The sequence below is a fragment of the Sporolactobacillus mangiferae genome (assembly GCF_023336505.1).
GTDB lineage: Bacteria > Bacillota > Bacilli > Bacillales > Sporolactobacillaceae > Sporolactobacillus > Sporolactobacillus mangiferae.
In genome coordinates this window covers 1-20,042 of sequence record NZ_JAMAST010000006.1, presented here as the reverse complement: position 1 = coordinate 20,042, position 20,042 = coordinate 1, and the positions used below count along the sequence as shown (strand labels likewise).

The 20,042-nt window shown below is 42.4% G+C and carries 17 protein-coding genes, 1 other RNA gene and 1 riboswitch; of the genes, 16 read left to right on the top strand and 2 right to left on the bottom strand.

What is annotated here, in order from left to right; translation table 11 throughout:
- The first annotated feature begins 20 nt into the window (after positions 1-20).
- The 13 genes from gpsB to M3N64_RS07185 all read left to right on the top strand — a co-directional run bounded on the left by gpsB (position 21) and on the right by M3N64_RS07185 (position 15,557).
- On the top strand, positions 21-332 hold the full coding sequence (gene gpsB / locus M3N64_RS07245; protein ID WP_249100342.1) for a cell division regulator GpsB: 312 nt from the start codon (positions 21-23) through the stop codon (positions 330-332).
- A gap of 55 nt (positions 333-387) precedes the next feature.
- Positions 388-777, top strand: an RNA gene (rnpB, locus tag M3N64_RS07240) — RNase P RNA component class B.
- A 287-nt stretch (positions 778-1,064) separates the two neighbouring features.
- Positions 1,065-2,201, top strand: a complete 1,137-nt coding sequence (locus M3N64_RS07235; RefSeq protein WP_249100340.1) for a THUMP domain-containing class I SAM-dependent RNA methyltransferase — start codon at positions 1,065-1,067, stop codon at positions 2,199-2,201.
- A 119-nt stretch (positions 2,202-2,320) separates the two neighbouring features.
- Positions 2,321-3,859 carry a carboxypeptidase M32 gene (locus tag M3N64_RS07230; protein ID WP_438271009.1) on the top strand — a complete coding sequence of 513 codons (1,539 nt, stop codon included), beginning with the start codon at positions 2,321-2,323 and terminating at the stop codon, positions 3,857-3,859.
- A gap of 162 nt (positions 3,860-4,021) precedes the next feature.
- The gene (gene parE / locus M3N64_RS07225; protein WP_249100338.1) at positions 4,022-5,980 is read left to right on the top strand and encodes a DNA topoisomerase IV subunit B; all 1,959 of its coding nucleotides are present in this window, start codon (positions 4,022-4,024) and stop codon (positions 5,978-5,980) included.
- 2 nt (positions 5,981-5,982) lie between these two features.
- Positions 5,983-8,430, top strand: a complete 2,448-nt coding sequence (gene parC, locus M3N64_RS07220) for a DNA topoisomerase IV subunit A (protein WP_368389904.1) — start codon at positions 5,983-5,985, stop codon at positions 8,428-8,430.
- Between the two features lie 112 nt (positions 8,431-8,542).
- Positions 8,543-9,553, top strand: coding sequence for an NAD(P)/FAD-dependent oxidoreductase (locus M3N64_RS07215; protein ID WP_283163348.1), 1,011 nt, complete (start codon positions 8,543-8,545; stop codon positions 9,551-9,553).
- Between the two features lie 63 nt (positions 9,554-9,616).
- Positions 9,617-10,492: a GNAT family N-acetyltransferase gene (locus tag M3N64_RS07210; protein ID WP_249100332.1), complete on the top strand. Its 876-nt coding sequence runs from the start codon at positions 9,617-9,619 to the stop codon at positions 10,490-10,492.
- A gap of 2 nt (positions 10,493-10,494) precedes the next feature.
- Positions 10,495-11,709, top strand: coding sequence for a class I SAM-dependent methyltransferase (locus tag M3N64_RS07205; RefSeq protein ID WP_249100330.1), 1,215 nt, complete (start codon positions 10,495-10,497; stop codon positions 11,707-11,709).
- 853 nt (positions 11,710-12,562) lie between these two features.
- On the top strand, positions 12,563-13,105 hold the full coding sequence (locus M3N64_RS07200) for an EXLDI protein (protein WP_249100326.1): 543 nt from the start codon (positions 12,563-12,565) through the stop codon (positions 13,103-13,105).
- 42 nt (positions 13,106-13,147) lie between these two features.
- A complete protein-coding gene (corA, locus tag M3N64_RS07195; RefSeq protein ID WP_249100323.1) occupies positions 13,148-14,104 on the top strand; it encodes a magnesium/cobalt transporter CorA in 957 nt (318 codons plus the stop codon).
- A 158-nt stretch (positions 14,105-14,262) separates the two neighbouring features.
- Positions 14,263-14,841 carry a xanthine phosphoribosyltransferase gene (locus M3N64_RS07190; RefSeq protein ID WP_249100321.1) on the top strand — a complete coding sequence of 193 codons (579 nt, stop codon included), beginning with the start codon at positions 14,263-14,265 and terminating at the stop codon, positions 14,839-14,841.
- Between the two features lie 23 nt (positions 14,842-14,864).
- A complete protein-coding gene (locus tag M3N64_RS07185) occupies positions 14,865-15,557 on the top strand; it encodes a YjjG family noncanonical pyrimidine nucleotidase (RefSeq protein ID WP_249100318.1) in 693 nt (230 codons plus the stop codon).
- Positions 15,558-15,599: 42 nt separating this feature from the next.
- On the opposite strand, the gene xerS is transcribed toward M3N64_RS07185, so the two are convergent.
- Positions 15,600-16,727 (bottom strand): tyrosine recombinase XerS, encoded by a 1,128-nt coding sequence (gene xerS, locus M3N64_RS07180; protein ID WP_438271008.1) that lies wholly within the window; start codon positions 16,725-16,727, stop codon positions 15,600-15,602.
- A gap of 169 nt (positions 16,728-16,896) precedes the next feature.
- A riboswitch (ZMP/ZTP riboswitch) is annotated at positions 16,897-16,982 on the top strand.
- Between the two features lie 57 nt (positions 16,983-17,039).
- Here xerS and M3N64_RS07175 point away from each other — a divergent pair.
- The 3 genes from M3N64_RS07175 (at position 17,040) to M3N64_RS07165 (ending at position 19,586) form a co-directional block, all read left to right on the top strand.
- Positions 17,040-17,918 carry a bifunctional 5,10-methylenetetrahydrofolate dehydrogenase/5,10-methenyltetrahydrofolate cyclohydrolase gene (locus tag M3N64_RS07175; RefSeq protein WP_249100313.1) on the top strand — a complete coding sequence of 293 codons (879 nt, stop codon included), beginning with the start codon at positions 17,040-17,042 and terminating at the stop codon, positions 17,916-17,918.
- A complete protein-coding gene (locus M3N64_RS07170) occupies positions 17,905-18,525 on the top strand; it encodes a cyclodeaminase/cyclohydrolase family protein (RefSeq protein WP_249100310.1) in 621 nt (206 codons plus the stop codon). Before M3N64_RS07175 ends, M3N64_RS07170 begins: the two co-directional genes overlap by 14 nt.
- Positions 18,526-18,848: 323 nt before the next feature.
- The gene (locus tag M3N64_RS07165; protein ID WP_249100307.1) at positions 18,849-19,586 is read left to right on the top strand and encodes a DUF975 family protein; all 738 of its coding nucleotides are present in this window, start codon (positions 18,849-18,851) and stop codon (positions 19,584-19,586) included.
- 216 nt (positions 19,587-19,802) lie between these two features.
- On the opposite strand, the gene M3N64_RS07160 is transcribed toward M3N64_RS07165, so the two are convergent.
- Positions 19,803-20,042 (bottom strand): VOC family protein (locus M3N64_RS07160; protein ID WP_497007934.1); only part of this gene is annotated, 240 nt, incomplete at its 5' end.

Here is a 20,042-nt window from a genome sequence, read left to right as displayed (position 1 = left end):
ACAGTTTGGAGTGAATCAGTGTGGCAGAACAGAAAACGATCAGGCTAACGAAAAATGAAATTCTCCATAAAGAGTTTAAAACTGGATTCCATGGATATCAGCAGGATGAGGTAGATCAATTTCTAGATATCATCATTAGCGACTATGATGTTTTTAATGCAGAAATTCTGCGGTTGCGCGAAGAAAATAAACGTTTGAAAAATCAACTGGCCGGTGGCGAAGTACAACGACAGACAGCACCAGCAGAAAGCCAGGGAGTTACTAATTACGATATTCTGAAACGTTTATCAAATCTTGAGAAACATGTTTTTGGCAGCCGTCTTGGTGAATAAAAAGGGTTGATTCTTTGAATAAAATGGATTATAATATATATCTGTGACATTATTCGTGTTCGGGCAATCGCTGTATTCTTTGCGAATATAGAGGAAAGTCCATGCTCGCACGATCTGCAATGATCGTAGTGTTCGTGCCTGGCCAAGTCATAAGCCAGGGTAGCTCGGATTATGATTCTGGGCTAACGGCGGGAGAAAAACCTGTGTTCCTCTGGAATATGGTTTGCTATCCCATAACGTGCCATAGTGACGATGTCTTTTGGAAACAAAAGAAGTGGAACGCGGTAAACCCCTCGAGCGGGAAACTCAAACTTGGTAGAGGAACCCTTTGGAAGGAATCAAACGGAAAAAGGGACAGTTAATCTGTAGATAGATGATTGCCGCTTTCGTACGAGGAGCGTGCAGCTCTGTTTGAGTGCGGGAGTACAGAACATGGCTTACAGAACATGGATAATGCATTTTATTAAAGAAAAAGCCCGTTTCGGGCTTTTTTTGTACTGTTAAGAAGGTATAAGCTTTTAGCTAGGCATCAAAGTGCGAACCAGAAACGAAAGCGCGAGCCCCGCAGATTCCAGCTTGTCCAAGGAGACTCGCGGTAAACGGGATAACTGAAAAGTCACACAGGCTACAAGGTCCGTGGTTTCATGCTGCATACTGAGTTAAAAGCATTTTTGTTAACCATGTCAATTTATTTGAAAAAAAGACGATAATTCCTGAGAAGGGAACATGCATATGGATCAGACGATGACATTAATTGCGACGACGGCCATGGGCGTTGAATCTGTTGCTGCCGGTGAACTGAGAAAACTAGGCTATAAAGACTTGGATGTAAAAAACGGGCAAATTGTTTTTCCCGGAGATGCGCTGGCTATTTGCCGGTGCAATCTTTGGTTGCGTACAGCAGACCGCATTCGTCTGCAGATCGGGTGCTTTCAGGCTACATCATTTGACGACCTGTTTGAACAGACAAAGGCGTTACCGTGGGCAGAATTTTTACCGATTAATGCTTCATTCCCGGTCACCGGGAAATCACACAAATCAGCTCTGTACAGCGTTCCGGATTGTCAGGCGATTGTCAAGAAAGCCATCGTAGAGTCCCTCAAGCAGCATTATCACAAAGAATGGTTCGCTGAAGACGGACCTGTGTATAAAATACAGGTTGCAATCGAGAAGGATACAGCGACCCTGTCCATTGACACTTCAGGCGAAGGCCTGCATAAACGCGGATACAGACGCCTGCATAATCTGGCACCTTTGAAGGAAACTTTGGCCAGTGCGATGATCTTGCTCAGCCGCTGGACTCCGGATCGACCGTTTGCGGATCCATTTTGCGGCTCAGGGACGCTTCCGATCGAAGCCGCGATGATCGGTCAAAACATTGCGCCCGGTTTTAACCGCGATTTTGTATCTGAATCCTGGCCAACAATCAGTGCAGATATTTGGTCACATGCACGTGACGAAGCGGAGGATCTGGCTGATTATGATCAACCCTTGCAGATTCTGGGCAGCGATATTGATCATAGTATGATCGAACTGTCTAAACACAATGCTCTGGAGGCGGGCCTTGGAGGATTAATTACATTTAAACAAATGCAGGTCGCGGATTTTACGACTAAAGCCGATCATGGCTGTATGATTGGAAATCCACCATATGGAGAACGGATGGGAGATATAGCGCAAATTCAACAGATTTGTCAAGATCTGGGACATCTATATAAAACGTATAAATCATGGTCGTTTTATTTCATAACTTCATATGATCAGTTTGAAAGTTACTTTGGCCGACAGGCGAATAAAAAAAGAAAATTATACAATGGGCGGATTCGAACGAACTTTTATCAATATTTTGGGAAAAAGTATTCGGATTGACAATTGAACATACGTTCGTCCATAATCAAAAGAAAACGTCTGTACCGTGTTACTGTTTATTAAAGACAAAGAAGGAACTTTAACTGAACATCAAGAAAAAAGATTATGAGACGATACTTATGGTTTTATTACACAAAGGGGCGCTAATGATGATTACCGATGTTGTTCATTCGTATAAAAATTACGTTAAAAAAATTATGGACTTTAATGAGGCGATTGCACTTGCAGAGTGGGATATGCGGACAGGCGCGCCAAGAAAAGGAATCGCACAAAGATCCGAAGTGGTAGGTACACTTTCAGATGAAGTGTTTAAGCGATCCACTTCAGATGAAATGAAAGGATACATAGATGCACTGACCAATCCCTCGGTGCAGGAACAGCTGAGTTCCGTAACAAAAAGAATGGTGGAAGAATCTCAAAAAACGTATGACCGTTTTATTCATATTCCGTCTGAAGAGTATAAAGCATATGTTATTTTGCAATCTGAGGCACAAAGTGTGTGGAAAGAGGCAAAGGAAAAAAGCGACTTTTCCTTGCTCCAGCCGTATTTGGAAAAAATGGTTTCTTTTAAACGGAAATTCATTGAATACCGCGGAATCAATCATAATCAGTATGACGCACTTCTTGATTTATACGAACCCGGCTTAACCGCTGAGACGATTGATCATGTTTTCGGAAAATTGCGCAGCCGGCTGATTCCGCTTGTTAAAGAAGTCATCGCCTCAAAAAATCAGCCGGATTCTTCTTTTTTGACCACGTCGTTCCCGATTGAAAACCAGCGAGCACTATGTCTGCATCTGCTTAAAGAAATCGGTTATGATTTTGATGCCGGACGGTTGGATGAAACCGAGCATCCATTTGAAATTACGCTTAACCCCGGTGACGTTCGTGTAACCACGAATTACCAGGAACACGATTTTATCTCGACTGTTTTGGGAACGGTCCATGAAGGCGGCCATGCGCTGTATGAACAGCATATCTCCCGTGATCTTGTCGGGACACCGCTCTGCGAAGGGACATCAATGGGCATTCACGAATCACAATCACTTTTCTTTGAAAACTTTATCGGCCGCAGCAAAGCCTTTTGGTCCCATCACTACAGCGAATTAAAACGGTATGGAAGCGGTCAGTTTGATGGCGTTTCTCTTGATGACTTTTACCGCGCAATTAATACAGCGCATCCCTCATTCATTCGTACGCATGCTGATGAGCTGACGTATCCGTTGCACATTATGGTTCGCTATGATATTGAGAAGGCGCTGTTTAATGGTGACTTGCAGGTTCGTGACTTGCCGGGAATTTGGAATGAAAAAATGAAGGAGTATCTCGGCATTGTCCCAGCCAGTGACCGCGAAGGTGTCTTGCAGGATATTCACTGGCCGGGTGGGGATTTTGGTTATTTTCCATCCTATGCGCTGGGGTATGTATATGCCGCGCAGTTTAAGCATGCCATGATGAAGGATATACCTGATTTTGACAACCAGGTCAGTTCAGGTAACTTGCATATTGTTACGGACTGGCTGAGCAGGCATATTCATCAATTCGGACGATTGAAGAAACCACTTGAAATTTTGCGGGAAGCAACAGGTGAAGGACCGAATCCTGATTATCTGATCCAATATTTGTCGGCAAAATACAAAGACATTTATCAACTGTAAATCGTGAGTATGAAATCAGAATTACTGACGGACTGCCTGGATCAGTAAGAAATTCTGGTTTTGGCATATGAGAACGAAAAGAATGGCCCATAAACAGTCGGCAAATGTGAACGACTTATGCGTTTGTGTCAGATCGTGAAGAAAGTGAAAGGGGTTCTTTAATTGGCAAAACAAATATCTGCATATGATGATGATACGATTCAAATCCTTGAGGGGCTTGAAGCTGTACGAAAGCGCCCAGGTATGTATATTGGATCTACTGATTCTAGGGGACTTCACCATCTTGTGTATGAAATCGTTGATAATGCAGTTGACGAAGCACTTGCCGGATATGGAAACGAAATACTTGTGTGCATTCATAAAGATGGCAGCGTCAGCGTTCGCGACTTTGGACGCGGCATGCCGACAGGAATGCACCGTACAGGCAAACCAACGGTAGAGGTCATTTTCACGGTTCTCCATGCAGGAGGAAAATTTGGCCAAAGCGGTGGGTATAAGACAAGTGGCGGTCTGCACGGCGTTGGTTCTTCTGTTGTCAATGCATTGTCAGAATGGCTTGAAGTCACGATATGGCGTGATGGGAAAACTTTTAAACAGCGCTTTGAGCGTGGCGGTCATCCAGTAACAACACTTGAACAAATCGGCACGACCAGGGAAACGGGCTCACTGATCCATTTTAAACCGGATGCTACGGTTTTCAGTACGACAGTTTATCAGTTTGACATTTTGAGTGAACGACTTCGTGAATCCGCATTTCTTCAGAAAGGAATGAAGATTGTTCTGACTGACGAGCGGAGTGGTCGTGAGGACATTTATCATTATGATGAAGGCATCAAGGAGTTTGTTGCTTATTTGAATGAAGATAAAGATGTCCTTCATCCGGTCGTTGCCTTCGAAGGGACCGCAAATGAAATGGAGGTTGAAGTCGCCTTTCAGTATAACGATGGGTATTCGGAGAATTTAATTTCTTTTGTTAATCATGTGCGTACCAAGGATGGCGGTACACACGAATCCGGGTTTCGCACGGCATTGACCCGTGTTTTTAATGACTATGCCAGAAAAAGCGGGATTCTGAAAGAAAAAGAAAAAAACCTTGATGGAGCAGATATACGCGAAGGTTTCATGGGGATTGTTTCCGTACGTGTTCCTGAAAATCTGCTCCAATTTGAAGGGCAGACAAAGGAAAAACTGGGAACTAGCGAAGCACGTTCAGCAGTTGATACTGTTGTATCTGAACAGCTAGCTTATTTTCTTGAAGAAAACCCGCAAACAAGCGAACTTTTGATTCGAAAGGCAATGCGTGCGCGGCAGGCCCGTGTTGCGGCGCGCAAAGCAAGAGAAGAAGCGCGAAACGGGAAAAAGACAAAGCGCAAGGAGTCCATTTTAAGCGGTAAGCTAACTCCTGCGGCTTCAAAAAACGCCTCACGAAATGAATTGTATCTTGTCGAAGGTGACTCTGCCGGAGGATCTGCAAAACAGGGGCGCGACCGGAAATTTCAGGCAGTGCTTCCGCTTCGAGGCAAGGTCATTAATACACAAAAAGCACGCCTTGAAGAAATTATGAAAAACGAAGAAATCAATACGATTATCTATGCAATCGGAGCGGGGGTCGGATCCGACTTCTCGATCAAAGACAGCAACTACGATAAAATCATTATCATGACAGATGCGGATAATGACGGTGCCCATATTCAGGTGCTTCTGCTTACCTTCTTCTATCGATACATGCGGCCGCTCATTGATGCGGGAAAAGTATATATTGCCCTTCCGCCGTTATATAAGGTCAGCAAGGGAACCGGTAGAAATGAAACTGTTGAGTACGCCTGGGACGATCAGGGACTTAAAGAATCCATAAAGAAAATCGGTAAGGGCTATACGATTCAGCGCTACAAAGGACTCGGAGAGATGAATGCCGAGCAGCTTTGGGAGACCACCATGAATCCGGAGTCACGGACTTTGATACAGGTCCATATCGAAGACCAGGCCTATGCCGAGCGCCGAGTGACAACATTGATGGGCGATAAGGTGGAACCTCGCCGTAAATGGATTGAATCCCATGTTGCATTTGGACTTGAGGAAGAGGAAACTGAAGGATTGAATGCTGTGAAAGGTGCTGAGTGATTGTGGCGAGTCGAGAAAAACTTGTGAATCGGACGCTGGAGGAAGTGATGGGCGACCGTTTCGGTATTTATAGTAAATATATTATTCAGGAACGTGCGCTTCCTGATGTCCGCGACGGTTTAAAACCGGTGCAGCGCAGAATTCTCTACGCCATGCTTCGCGACGGGAATACAAATGATAAGCCTTTTCGCAAGTCGGCAAAAACAGTCGGCAACGTAATCGGTAACTATCATCCGCATGGCGATTCTTCAGTTTATGAAGCAATGGTCCGGATGAGCCAGGACTGGAAAGTGCGCATGCCGCTGATCGAAATGCACGGGAACAATGGCAGCCTGGACGGTGATCCTCCGGCTGCTATGCGTTATACTGAGGCAAGGCTTTCAAAAATAGCGGTCGAACTGCTTCGTGATATCGATGCAAAAACCGTAGATTTTGTACTTAATTTTGATGATTCAACGGAAGAACCCACGGTATTTCCATCAAAATTTCCTAATTTACTGGTAAATGGTTCAACAGGTATTTCGGCCGGTTACGCAACGGAGATTCCGCCGCACTGTCTCTCCGAAATTATTGACGCAACGATTATGCTGATGGAGCATCCTCAATCTACTGTCGATGATCTGATGACCTGCGTCAAGGGGCCGGATTTTCCAACGGGCGGTATTGTACAAGGACTGGACGGAATTAAAAAGGCTTATAAAACCGGCAAGGGCAAAATTGTGATTCGCGCAAGAACGAAAACGGAGACGCTGCGTACCGGGCGTAAACAGATTGTGATCAACGAACTGCCCTATGAAGTGAATAAAGCACTTCTCGTGAAAAAAATGGATGAGCTTCGACTGGATCACAAAGTAGAGGGCGTTTCTGAAGTCCGGGACGAAACAGATCGAAGCGGAATGCGCGTTATTATCGAACTTAAAAAAGATGCTGACCCGGACGGCATTCTCAATTATTATTTCAAAAATACGGATCTGCAGATTTCCTATAATTTCAACATGGTGGCCATTGATCAAAAGGCACCAAAACAGCTTGGTCTCAAAGAAATTCTGGAAGCATATATAGCGCATCAGAAAGAAGTCGTAACACGTCGAACGCAATTTGAATTGCAGCGAAGCATTGACCGGCAACACATTGTCCATGGTCTGATCAAAGCCATTTCGATTTTAGATGATGTGATTCGTGTAATACGCAGTTCAAAGAATAAGAAAGATGCAAAACAGAACCTGTCTCATTCCTTCGGCTTTACAGAAGCACAGGCTGAAGCTATTGTTAACTTGCAACTGTACCGACTGACCAATACAGACATTGTGACTCTTCAGAAAGAAGAACAACAATTGGAAGCAACAATTGGCAGACTGAAAGGCATTCTTAATTCAGAAAAAAAGCTGATTGCCGTCATCAAAAAAGAACTAACAGACGTTCGCAAAAACTATTCAGATGCGCGAAGAACAACGATTCAGGCGGAAATCGAAGATATAAAGATTGATCTTGAAGTCATGGTTGCCTCTGAAGAGGTTATGGTTTCTTTAACAAAACACGGCTATATCAAACGCTCAAGTCTTCGCTCCTTTGCCGCAAGCAGTGAGGATGCGGTAGCAATGAAAGAAACGGACCATCCTCTGTTTCAGCAGCAGATGAACACAACAGACACGCTGCTTGTATTTACAAACATGGGGCGTTACATTTATTTGCCGGTTCATGAAATTCAGGATCGCCGATGGAAAGAACTTGGTCAGCATATTTCGAGTCTCGTTCCTCTTGATTCTGATGAGGAACTGATCCATGCTGTTCCAGTCAGAAGCTTTGATGAAACGAAAAATTATCTGATTTTCTTGACTAAACGAGGCATGGTAAAACGCACAAAACTGAGCGCCTATCAGGCACAACGGAGGTCAAAGCCTCTGGCTGCGCTTAAACTGAAAAAAGATGATCAATGTCTCGCTGTACTTGTAACGGATGGTTCAACCGATTTAGTTCTCGGCACATATCTAGGATACGGACTGCGTTTTGCGGAAAAAGAAGCGGGCGAAGTCGGCGTCCGTGCAGCAGGTGTCAAGGCTGTCCAGCTAAAAAAGGACGATTATTTAGCTGGAGCGGTTGCGTACACTCAGTCAACGCCCGCTCACTTGTTGATCGTAACGGATCGCGGTTCAGTCAAAAAAATGGCCATTGACGGACAAATCGAACAAACGGGCCGTCCGCGAAGAGGCATACAGCTCCTGCGTGAATTAAAAACCCGTCCGCATCATCTTGTCGGATTCGCCTTAGCCAATCGTCTGGATGTATTCAAGATTGGAACGGACACAGGAAAAACTTTCACGGTAAACGCGGATAATGTGCGTGTCTCGGATCGTTTCAATAATGGTTCCTTTATTTTAGATCAGGATGAAGATGGAACGGTTTCAGAAATCTGGCCGGATCTGGCTCAGAAAAACTCAGGAACGGAATAAAGATTTTTTGAGTGAATACTGCCATGAGCGTTCTAATGGCATTAATCCAATCATTCGCTTAGAATAAAACATGATTATTTACGAATTTTTATGGACAGGCGGAGGGATTGTTTTGACTGAAAAACAAAATCTTTTTGATATAACGATCATTGGTGGTGGGCCTGTTGGGCTTTTTACCGCATTTTACGCCGGAATGAGGCAGATGAAAGTTAAAATTATAGAAAGCCTGCCTCAACTTGGTGGCCAACTCAGCACGCTCTATCCGGAAAAGGAAATCTTTGATGTAGCCGGATTTCCAAAGATAAAGGCTAAAGAACTGGTCAATAATTTAGTGAAGCAAGCTGCACAATTTAAACCGGAGATCGTGCTTGATGAAACGATCGCAACACTGAATCGACATGAGGACGGTATCATCGAGCTGATCGGACAATCCGGACAAATTCATCAAACAAAAACGGTTGTCATTACCGCGGGAGTCGGAGCATTTTCACCGCGTCCACTCAAAGTAGATCAGAAAATTGAAGGAATCACCAATATCCACTATTATGTTCAGGATGTCTCCGTTTTTAAGGGGAAGCAGGTCGTTATTCTTGGCGGTGGTGATTCAGCTGTTGACTGGGCCAACACGCTTGCCTCGATTGCAAAAGATGTGACAATTGTCCATCGGCGTAATGAGTTCCGTGCCCACGAAACAAGTGTCGAAGCAATGAAAAAAGCAGCTGTGCATATCAAAACACCTTTTACGGCAAAGTCCGTTTCTGTTAAAGAAAATAAAATTAACGAACTGGCGATTCAAATGGTAAAAGGCGATCATGAAGAAACGCTGTCTCTCGATGACTTGGTTGTCAATTATGGATTTGTTTCCGCGCTTGGTCCAATCAAGGATTGGAATCTTCAATTGGAAAAAAACGCAATACTTGTTAACAGCAAAATGGAAACCAATATACCTGGAGTTTACGCGGCAGGGGACATTGCCTCCTATCCAGGAAAAGTGAAGCTCATTGCCACCGGCTTTGGCGAGGCGCCAACCGCGGTGAATAATGCAAAACACTATATTGATCCGTCTGCACGTGCGCAGCCTGTCCATAGTTCAAGTGCGGGAGATCTGTTTGCAAATGCTTAGGTTTTCACCTGCAAAAAGCCTGCTGATCGGGCTTGGTTACATAAAAAAGGCCACGGAGCGCTTATGATTATACGACCAGTTAAACGATTAAGTCCTTTGGAAAAAAGAGAAATCCAGACGCTTGAACATATCTGCTCGCAAGTGGACGGCATTACTTACAAGATGGATTTAGATGGCTCACTCAACTTCCGAAATGAGATGAATCATACCTTTCTTTGCTATGAAAATCATCGGCTTGTTGCGTTCATTCATTTATTTGCGCCAATGCAAGCTGAAGCCGAACTTTCTGCATTAACACTGCCCATGTATCGAAAAAAGGGGTACTTTACAGCTTTGTTTTTGCGCACTGCTGCAGAACTGGAACTATTTCAAGTTTCTGACGTGCTGTTTGTATCTCAGCCGGATTTTCCGAATAATGCTGTGATCGATCATTTTCAGGCCAACTATGATTTTTCAGAATACGTCATGGCGCTGGAATGTGGACAATATGAGATTCGTTCGGTTTCAAATGTGCTGTCACTTGAAAAACAGACGATGGCCAGAATGGAACAGCTCATTGCAGTCAGTATGTCCAGTTTTCATGACAGCAGAGCAGATGCACGGAACCTCATTGAGATGGCTTTGCTTTCGGCTAATCGTCAGGGATACATGGCTGTGTATGAGAACGCAATTATCGGCATCTGTTACGTACGGTTTGAAGAAGATCGCGCTTTTCTATTTGGGTTCGGTCTGCATGCAGATTATCAAAACAAGGGCCTTGGCAGCGCATTTTTTCAGCTTGTTCTGAATCAACTTTTTCAAGGTCACACAAAACAGGTGATGCTGGAAGTTGAATCACGTAATGAACGTGCACTGCATCTGTACAAAAAAATGGGGTTCACGATTCAAGAGACGATCAACTATTTTCGAGCACATCTTAAGAACCTGAGAGGCATTTAATAATGAACAGGAAAGAGAATAATAAAGAAGCCGCTTGGCAAGAAGCCATTTTACATGCATGGCAGCTGATAGAAAAAGAAAAGATACCGGCGACAATTGAAGGCCTTTCCGCATTGAAACTGCAAGGGTGCGCCGTCCACTGTGATCATGCCGTGCGAATCTCTGTTCAATGGGATGCACTGGCAATATTGCATAAGACAATGCGTGAACAAGGTGCATCAGAAATAGTGAATACGAAACGGGCCGCCTCTTTTACTTTTCAAAGTTTACAATGCAAAGTCACGATTATCGGTTATTTCGGAACAGTGATACGCACAGATCCGGATCGACTATTTATTAGCATTGGGGCTGCCAGGCTTGCCGTGAAATCGTTTGGGTTCTTTCTACGAACTTTACAGAAAAATGATCCCATTCGCGAAGCAGTTAAGCTGCGATTAAAAGAAATGCAATACAAAGATTCTGGAATCAATGGTCAGGCATGGAATCATGAAGCATATCAGGCCTGGATCAATCGTTTTGGAACGCCTGACGAAGCTGCGAAAAAAATAAGACGGGATCCCGAAGGCAAGCTTGGATCAATGGCTTCCTATTTTCAGAACGTGAAGGGAAAGAAGATCATAAATCTTCTTGGCTCCAACGGTGGAAAAGCACTTGCACTTGCACTGATGGGAGCACAGGTTACCATTGTTGACATTGCCTCTGAAAATGCGGCCTATGCCCAAAATGTTGCCAGTGCCTTGAGAATGCCTGTTGAATATATTGTTTGTGACGTATTACAGTTGCCATTGGAGCGACATAGTGAGAGATATGATTACGTGTTCATGGAACTGGGCATCCTGCATTATTTTGTCGATCTTGAGCCGCTTGCAGCACTTGTTTTTCATTTGCTGAAGCCTGGTGGACAATTTATTATCCAAGAATTTCATCCTGTCTCAACAAAACTTGTCACGACAAAAGGAAAAAGGCAGATCGTTTATGGCAATTATTTTGATCAGTCTTTAAGAAGACAGCGGGTCGCTTATTCAAAACATCTGCAATCTGAGCTTCGAAAAGAGGAGGAGATACAGGCAGTTTCTTTAAGAGAGTGGACCCTTGGAGAAATCATTACTGCATTTGCCGAATCGGGTTTGATCGTACAACGATTGGATGAGGCACCAAATATGAAGATTGCTGATATAGGGCTGCCCAAACTGTTTACCCTTGTATGCAGCAAATAAATCATTAATTTCTTAATGAGTGTGGATAGATACATCCACACTCATTTTTTCTTAGAGATAAGTAGTTAATATCACTCATTTAACTCTGTAACAAATCTTGGTCTAAAAAAAGCAAACATAATAACTAATTAATCGTTTGTTTAATAATTAAGTTCGTTAAATGCTTTGTTATTTATGATAATTTAAGAAACATAATTCATTTTATGTATCTATAATGGATCATCGCTTTTCATTGTTGATTTTCTGTTCATGTTTCATAGGCATGAAAACTTGCGTCAATTCTTCATGTCAACGAGCCGATTCAGCACGCTGAAAGGTATGGAAAGTCTGCACCTTTAAGATTTGTGTGAACATCAACTTGATCCCCTAACATAGCATCAATCAACCCATTAAAAAACACACAAAAAAACAAGTTTCTTTCATTGCTGCGCTTATTCTTTAAAATCAGGATCAGTATAGGAGGAAAAATATTGTCCATTTTTCTCATAAGATAAAAAGTATAGGATTTTAGCTAAGCACAAAAGTGTAAGTCAGAAACGAAAGCACGGGACTCCGTCGAAACGTTCCTGTTGAAGGAACTTTCGCTAACTGCGCATACGTCCTGTATGCAACGCGAAAGCCATCACATTCTGTGAAAGTAGGACCGGGCGCGTTTTTGCCTGGTTTTTCTCATTTTCTGAATGAGTATAGTGGCCCGAAAACAGGCAGCAAAGAATATATTCATTTTATAAATATATGATAAATCTATTTATATGCATATATTATGTATAAAATACTTTCATCATACGTAGAAAGGGTGTATATTTATATGTACAAAATAAATATATCTAAATGAAAGAGAGGAAAGCGTCCTATGCCGAATAAGACCATTTATGTTCAAGATGCTGATTTGGCGGTATTTGACAAGGCACAAGCTGTCTCTGGAAAAAACTTATCTGCGACGATCGTGCAGGCACTTCGTTTTTTTACCAAAATTGGTGAGGGAAAAGGATTTGAACATATAGAGGTTTCTGAGGGCGAAGACGGTTTCTACAAAAGGAAGCGTTTCATTGGCCGAGAGCTGGCATCGGCAAGTGTTCATGATGACGAGCATTCATTGCTCACAACCTATGTTGTCTATGAAACGACACACGGACGTTATGCTGTATATATCCGTGAAAAAAAGAAAGTTCCGCTCGAACAGTCCATTGAACATGAGCTGAAGAAAAGAATTATGGAAAAAATTGCAGGAGAAAACATTGGAAATATTCCTTTTCCTTCCGAAGCGGAGGATAATGTCCCCGATTCACGGCGTTTGGAAGTTTATCAATCCATTGATAGCCTGGCGGGCCGTGTACCTGCAGATTTATACCGCGCACTGCACGAAATCAAGGACGGTGAATTTCTCGACATCTGAAAGTTCAGTGTTGACGACGCCCACAAAGGAGTCCGCTTAGAAATGATAAGGATTTTAACGCAAAACGGCAATCAAGAACTCAGTGTCCAACAAAATCTCTCGTCAGTTGCTGCGCTGGAGAATCATCATTACTGGCTTGATCTTAGCGCGCTAAATGATGAAGAAAACAAACAGTTAAAAGCATTACTCCCTATTTTCTATCGACAAGTGAACGAAAGCAGGCAGCATTCACGGCGACCGCAATTAAAACTGTTTAAGACATACTATTTCATGTCATTGCGCGTGGTCAATCCCAGTACGCTGAAGATGCACGAACTCTTTTTATATATTGGAAAGCATTCACTGGTGACACTGCATAGCGATCATTTGAAAGCAATAAACGATATCTGGCATGAAAGCAGAGCCACTGATCATTTTTCCGATCACGGAATTCCAGATGAGGTGCTCAGACAATTACTTGGAAGAATTATTGACCAATATATAATGGCTGCTAATGATCTTGAGGATCAGATCGATGATTTGGATTTGAATGCAAAAAATGAGTCTGTTCATAAGCTTAATCGTCGTGTTTTTCAACTGCGCAGTGAATTGCTCAGTTTTCGAAGAATGGTTTCCCCACTCATAGATATTATCCAGCGAATGATCCGTTCATCTTTAATTGAGACCAGTGAGGAACAAGAGCTGTTTTTGCGCAATCTTAATGAAAACCTGAGCCGACTTACTCATATGATTGAATCTGACCTGGAGATCACGTCGGATATTCGCGACAGTTATCTTTCGCTGACCAGTTATCGAACCAATCGAATTATGCAGACGCTGACAGTGATTACAACGATTTTTATGCCGCTCACCTTCATCGTCGGCATTTACGGAATGAATTTTGTCTATATGCCTGAATTGGACTGGCAGTATGGTTATTTTGTTGTTCTTGGGGTCATGTTCCTTATTGCCGTGATCATGTACTATTGGTTTCGAAAAAAAGGATGGTTTGATCGATAAAAGATAAGCATCTGCGCAAGTAATCTGCTTAACAGGAGCTGCGCCTCATTTGTTCTGAGATTTATTTATTTGCTAGTCTCTCTTGTAAATCCATAGTATACTTTTTAATAAGATGCTCAAAAAAGGAATCATACATAGAGAAAGGAACGAACTTAATCATGGACGAATTGAAAAAGCGCATTCGCGAGGAAGGGATTGTGATTGACTCCGACATACTCAAAGTTGATCAATTCTTAAATCATCAAATTGATCCGGTTCTGATGCAGCACGTCGGCGAAGCGTTTGCAGAAGCGTTCGTGCAGTCATCCATTACAAAGGTGCTGACTATCGAATCATCGGGAATTGCGCCTGCGCTGATGACCGGGCTCAAATTGGGTGTTCCGGTTCTTTTTGCGCGTAAAAAGAAACCGCTGACTTTAAATACCAGCATATTAACCACTCAGGTATATTCTTATACAAAGAAAGTACATAATTCAATCTTCCTGGAAAAAGCGATGATCAATTCTGAAGATCGAGTCTTGATTATTGATGATTTTCTGGCAAACGGGGAAGCTGCAATGGGACTTGTCCGTCTGATCGAGATGGCAGGTGCATCGGTAGAAGGTATTGGAATTGTTATTGAAAAGTCTTTTCAGGAAGGGCGTTCTAAACTTGATCGGGCTGGATATGCTGTATATTCACTTGCTCGGATTTCCTCACTTGCCGATCACCAGGTTACATTCATCGACAACGATTAATTAATGGAAGAGGAGGTAAGCCTTTGAAGAAATACAAAACGTTGCTATTTGATGTGGATGATACGCTACTTGATTTTGCTGCCGCCGAAGATTCGGCACTCAGCAAACTTTTTGCATGTCAAAAAATTCAACTGACTCCTGAAATCAAGACTTTCTATAAAAAGATGAATCGCGCCATGTGGGAAGACTATGAACAGGGAAAACTTGAGCGTGATGAGCTTGTGAATACGCGATTCGCGAAGCTGTTCAGGCGATTTGGAAAGCTGGTCGACGGTATGGAAATGGAACGCGATTACCGGCGCTATCTTCAAGAAGGCCATCAGCTGATTCAGGGTGCTCGGCAACTGATTTTCGATTTAAATAAAACTTTTGATCTGTACATCGTCACGAATGGTGTGAAGGAGACGCAGTATAAACGACTTTCAGATTCGGGACTTTCTCCATTTTTTAAAAGAATCTTTGTATCTGAAGAAACGGGGTATCATAAGCCGGACCAGAGGTTTTTTCAATATGTTTTTGCGCATATTCCGTATTTTAACAAGGGCGGCGCATTAATTATCGGCGACTCATTAATTTCGGATATCCTTGGCGGCATTCGAGCAGGGCTCGATACATGCTGGTTTAATGCGAAAAATCAGCATAATGAGTTGCGCGAACAACCGACTTATACTGTGCAGCGTCTTGAGGAGATCCGAGCCATTGTAGACATCGGTTAACAAAAAAATAATTATGTAAACTATATAAACCGAAGAAAAAGCTTAATCCCATTCTTTATTATTCGGCCCTTTAAAATGATCATCCATATGGTCCACAGCACGTTTTAGTTCATCATTTGAAAGGTGCGTATAAATCATCGTTGTCTGGATGGCGGAATGACCGAGTTGGCGGCGCAATTTAGGGATGTCATTATTCTCCGCCTGGTATCTGGTGGCAAAGGAATGCCGTAATTTATGGACAGACAAAGAAGGCTTGCCAAAAGCGACTGCATATTTTTTTACCAGATTTTCAATTGCACGGGCGCTGAGTCGGCCGGTTGTTCCTTTTGGCCCCATTGATGCAGATACAAACAGTGCTTGATTGGACGCCGCCACATTGTATTTTTTCTGGCGAACAGCAAGATAATCAGTAAGGTCCAGACCGGCCTGTTCGCTGAAAAACACATACTGCTCTTTATTTCCTTTACGAATTACACGGACCATTCGCTTTTGAAAGTCGACATCATGAAGATCCAGACCAACGATTTCGGATAATCGAAGTCCCGATCCAAGAATCAGTGATACAATTGCTGTATCACGCTCGGCATTCAATGTATGGAAATTCAACAACTTTTTGTTATTCTTAATGATTTCCCGATAGTCACGCGCAACAAACTGGCGAAAAGATTCATATTCGTCGTTCCAAAGTATTTTGCCGGCCATTTTCTGAGCAACGGTTTCTTGATCCTCTTTGATTTTGTTAAATGCGATTTTTGCCATCACATTTCGAATGAGGTAAGGCTTTAAATCACTGGTTTCAGCAACATTTTGCAAGTAATTGAAAAGTGATTTCAATGAAGAAAGCTTGCGATTGATCGTAAATTTGTCATTTTGCAGACGGAACTGTAAATAGGACAGAAAATTTTCAATGGACTGCGGTGTCAGATTTTCCAGACATTCAAGAGGTATATCGGTACGCGGCCCTTGGCAGAATCCCTCAGCAATCAGCCAGTCAAAGAAAATCAAATAATCGTGACAGTAATTAAGAAGGGAACGCGGCGACATCGTGCGCATTTTCTTATCTACATATTCACGTACAAACCAGGGGAGCTGAGCTGTTTTTTCATCAATCCGCTCATAAATGTGACGTGTGCGTTCGTCAGGCAACAGAAGCACCTCAATTAAGATCATATAATAACATTATTTTAGCATGAATGAAAGTACGCATCAAATATTTTACGCAGTAATCATAGAAAAATTCATGGCTCAATACAATTTTCAATGACTTTTGTCATCTATACTCGTTTTTATTGGCATTATGCTGCATTCATGTTATATTTTAGAGTGAAATAGAATGAAATGAACCATATGTAACTGGCGGAACATGGGGAACCATGAGGGAGCATATGATGAATAAATGATCAGCCGTACGCCTGGGCAAAGTATTTGGGAGAGATGGATTCGTCAGCCAAATACTTTTTTTATTTGTTTACGGAGGCTATGATGGGAAAACTGCTGCAAACCAAAGCGCTCGCAAAACAGATGTGCGATCACCTGATCCTGGAAGTAAAACAAATGAAAGCAAAGGGCATTGATCCGACCATTGCTGTTGTTGTCGTTGAAGGCGACCCTGCATCTCAATGCTATGCGAAAGTCAAACAAAGAATGGCGCTCAAGCTAGGTATCCGTTATTTGCTGACATCTGTGCATCCAAGGATCACAGAAGCGGAACTGCTGGAAAAAATCAAATGGCTGAATCGCTGTTCATCGATCCACGGCATTATCCTTGAACTGCCGCTTCCTAAGCACCTTGACACAAAAATAATAACGGCAGCCATTGCGCCCGAGAAGGATATTGACGGCCTTACGCCTGCAAACAAGCTGGCATGCTTTACCGGGGAGACTGGACTGTATCCCGCAACACCGTTATCATGTATGGCTATATTGAATCACTTCGACTATTCTTTAAAAGCGAAAAAAGTTGTTTTAGTCGGTTATGGAGCGACGGTCGGCAAACCACTTGTTCAATTATTATTACGTGCACATGCAACATTGACAATCTGCCATAAGTATACAGTTGATTTGAAAGAACATATTGCTCATGCAGATATTCTGATTACGGCCGTGGGAAAGAAAAATTTAATCACTCCGGATATGGTGCATGAACATCTGGTTATTGTGGATGCCGGGATTAATGAAGGTGAAGAGGGCGTTGTCGGAGATGTACATCCTGAGGTCAGGAATCATGTTCAGGCAATGACACCAGTGCCTGGCGGGGTTGGGAAAATCACAACGATGACATTATTTGAAAATCTGATAAAAGCTGTTCGAATTCAGAAGATTAAAGCGAAAAGGGAGAATCGGCGAAGTGAAAGTCTTTGACCAGACCATCCGCGAATTCTTGAATGCATCAAGTTCATCAGATCCAACGCCAGGTGGTGGCAGCGTAGCTGCTCTATGCGCTTCCCTGGGAACATCAATGGGTTCGATGGTCGCTCAATTATCAATGGGCCCCAAATTTGACAATAAGCGAATGAATTATATTACAAACCAAATGCAGGCAGCAATACAGACATTTGAAATTCTTGCACAGCAAGATATGGATTCATTTGCATCTTTTATGCACATACTCAAAATGCCGAAAGAAACATCTAAGCAGCGCATCAAACGATCATCGCAACTGCAGAAAGCGGCTTTTCAAGCAGCAGCAGTGCCGCTTGATTTAATGAAAAACTGTTTGGATGTGATAATTTTATTGCATGAGACTGCCGATCAATTCAATAAAAATGTCATTTCGGATTTGGGTGTTGCAGTGATCACTTTGGATTCAGCAGTCCAGTCGGCATTTTTGACAGTAAAGATCAATAGCGTTCTACTTAAGGACAGCGGACTGAAAGATAAAGTTATGGAACAAGGAACAAATTTATTAAATGATTCAATGAATATGAAACAAAAGGTTATTCAATTGGTTACGAAAAAAATGGGTTAGCAAACAGGCTAAAAAAATACAGCTCAACATTACTTCGTCAAAATTATATTTTACGTAGTAATGTTGAGGCATCTTTTTTTGTCTTTGACTATTCTGAATCGCACATGTGATTTCTGATTCGTGAATCAGCTGTTTTAAAAGCGCTGTTCCAACGCCCCCTTCCTTTGTCCTTTGTAATGTAAATACTGACATCACCAATTCTTTTATAGCAGTAACGGCTGTTTCTTAAAATGAGACACATTATTTTTTTACCGGTTTTTGACATTATTCTCCGCATTAAATGTACAATAGTAAAATAATCATTAAGGAGGTCTTTTTAATTTATGCACATTAGCGAATTGAAAAACGATGCGCGCACAGCGTTACAAGGAAAATGGCTGAAAAGCGGACTTTTTGTTCTGATCTATTTTCTGATTACCTCACTCCCCCCTTTTATTGCCGAAATAATATTGTCAGGAGGCTTTGAAAAATGGAACAGTCAATACCAATCTCCGCTGTCCTCTGATCTCGTTCAACTCATTTATTATCTTATCTGTATTCCGTTGCAATTCGTCGTTTACTGGTATTTCTTAAAAACTTTTCGCAATGAGCAGGCATCGGGTTCACTGCTGTATCAGGTCTATCAAAACGGTCAGACAGCGCTTAAGCTCATCTGGGTGAATATAGTGACGATTTTCTTTCTTATTCTCTGGACACTTCTATTTGTCATTCCGGGTATTATAAAAGTTTATACATATTCGCAAAGCTTTTTTATACTCCATGATCATCCAGACTATTCAGCTGGTAAAGTATTACAAGAAAGCAAGCGTTTAATGAAAGGATTTAAATGGAGACTATTCGTCCTGCAATTAAGTTTTATCGGATGGTGGCTCTTGGGAATCGTGCCGGTCATGGCCAGTATTATCGTGGCCGGTTTAATTGGATTTATTTTCTCAGACATTATGGGCTATCTGTTTATTGCGATCGGAATTGTTGGCAGCGCGTGGCTTTACCTTTGGCTTTTTCCTTACTATACCGTTTCACTGGCCGCTTTTTATGAACAAATAAAATCCGAAAGATAAGCTTAATAATGAGCCGGAAAATCAACAGTTTCGTTTAACGAGGATGTTCCAAAAAGTATCGAGCTCTCGATTAATTGTATCAAGGGCTGACCACGTGCGTCCGCTACCCGCGCGCTTAACCACAAAAAGTACATCATTTTAAAGAGTGTCCCATCGTCAAGAGACTTTTGAGACACCCTTTTTTTATACAATGGCTACCTTCAGGACATGTTAAATTCATGAGATAGCGAGCTCCAATTTGATTCCTGATGGATCTTTTGTAAAAAAATGATTTCCAGATTGTTCTATATCTGCACCAAGCTTTTGAAGCTTTTTGATCACTTGAATGCGTGCATTCTCGCCGGGAAGGACGAGTCGATAATAGTTTAAACCGATATGCGGCTCTTCAGGCACATGAATGCCTTGGCTGTTCCAGACATTCAGTCCAAGATGATGATGATATCCACCTGTTGAGAT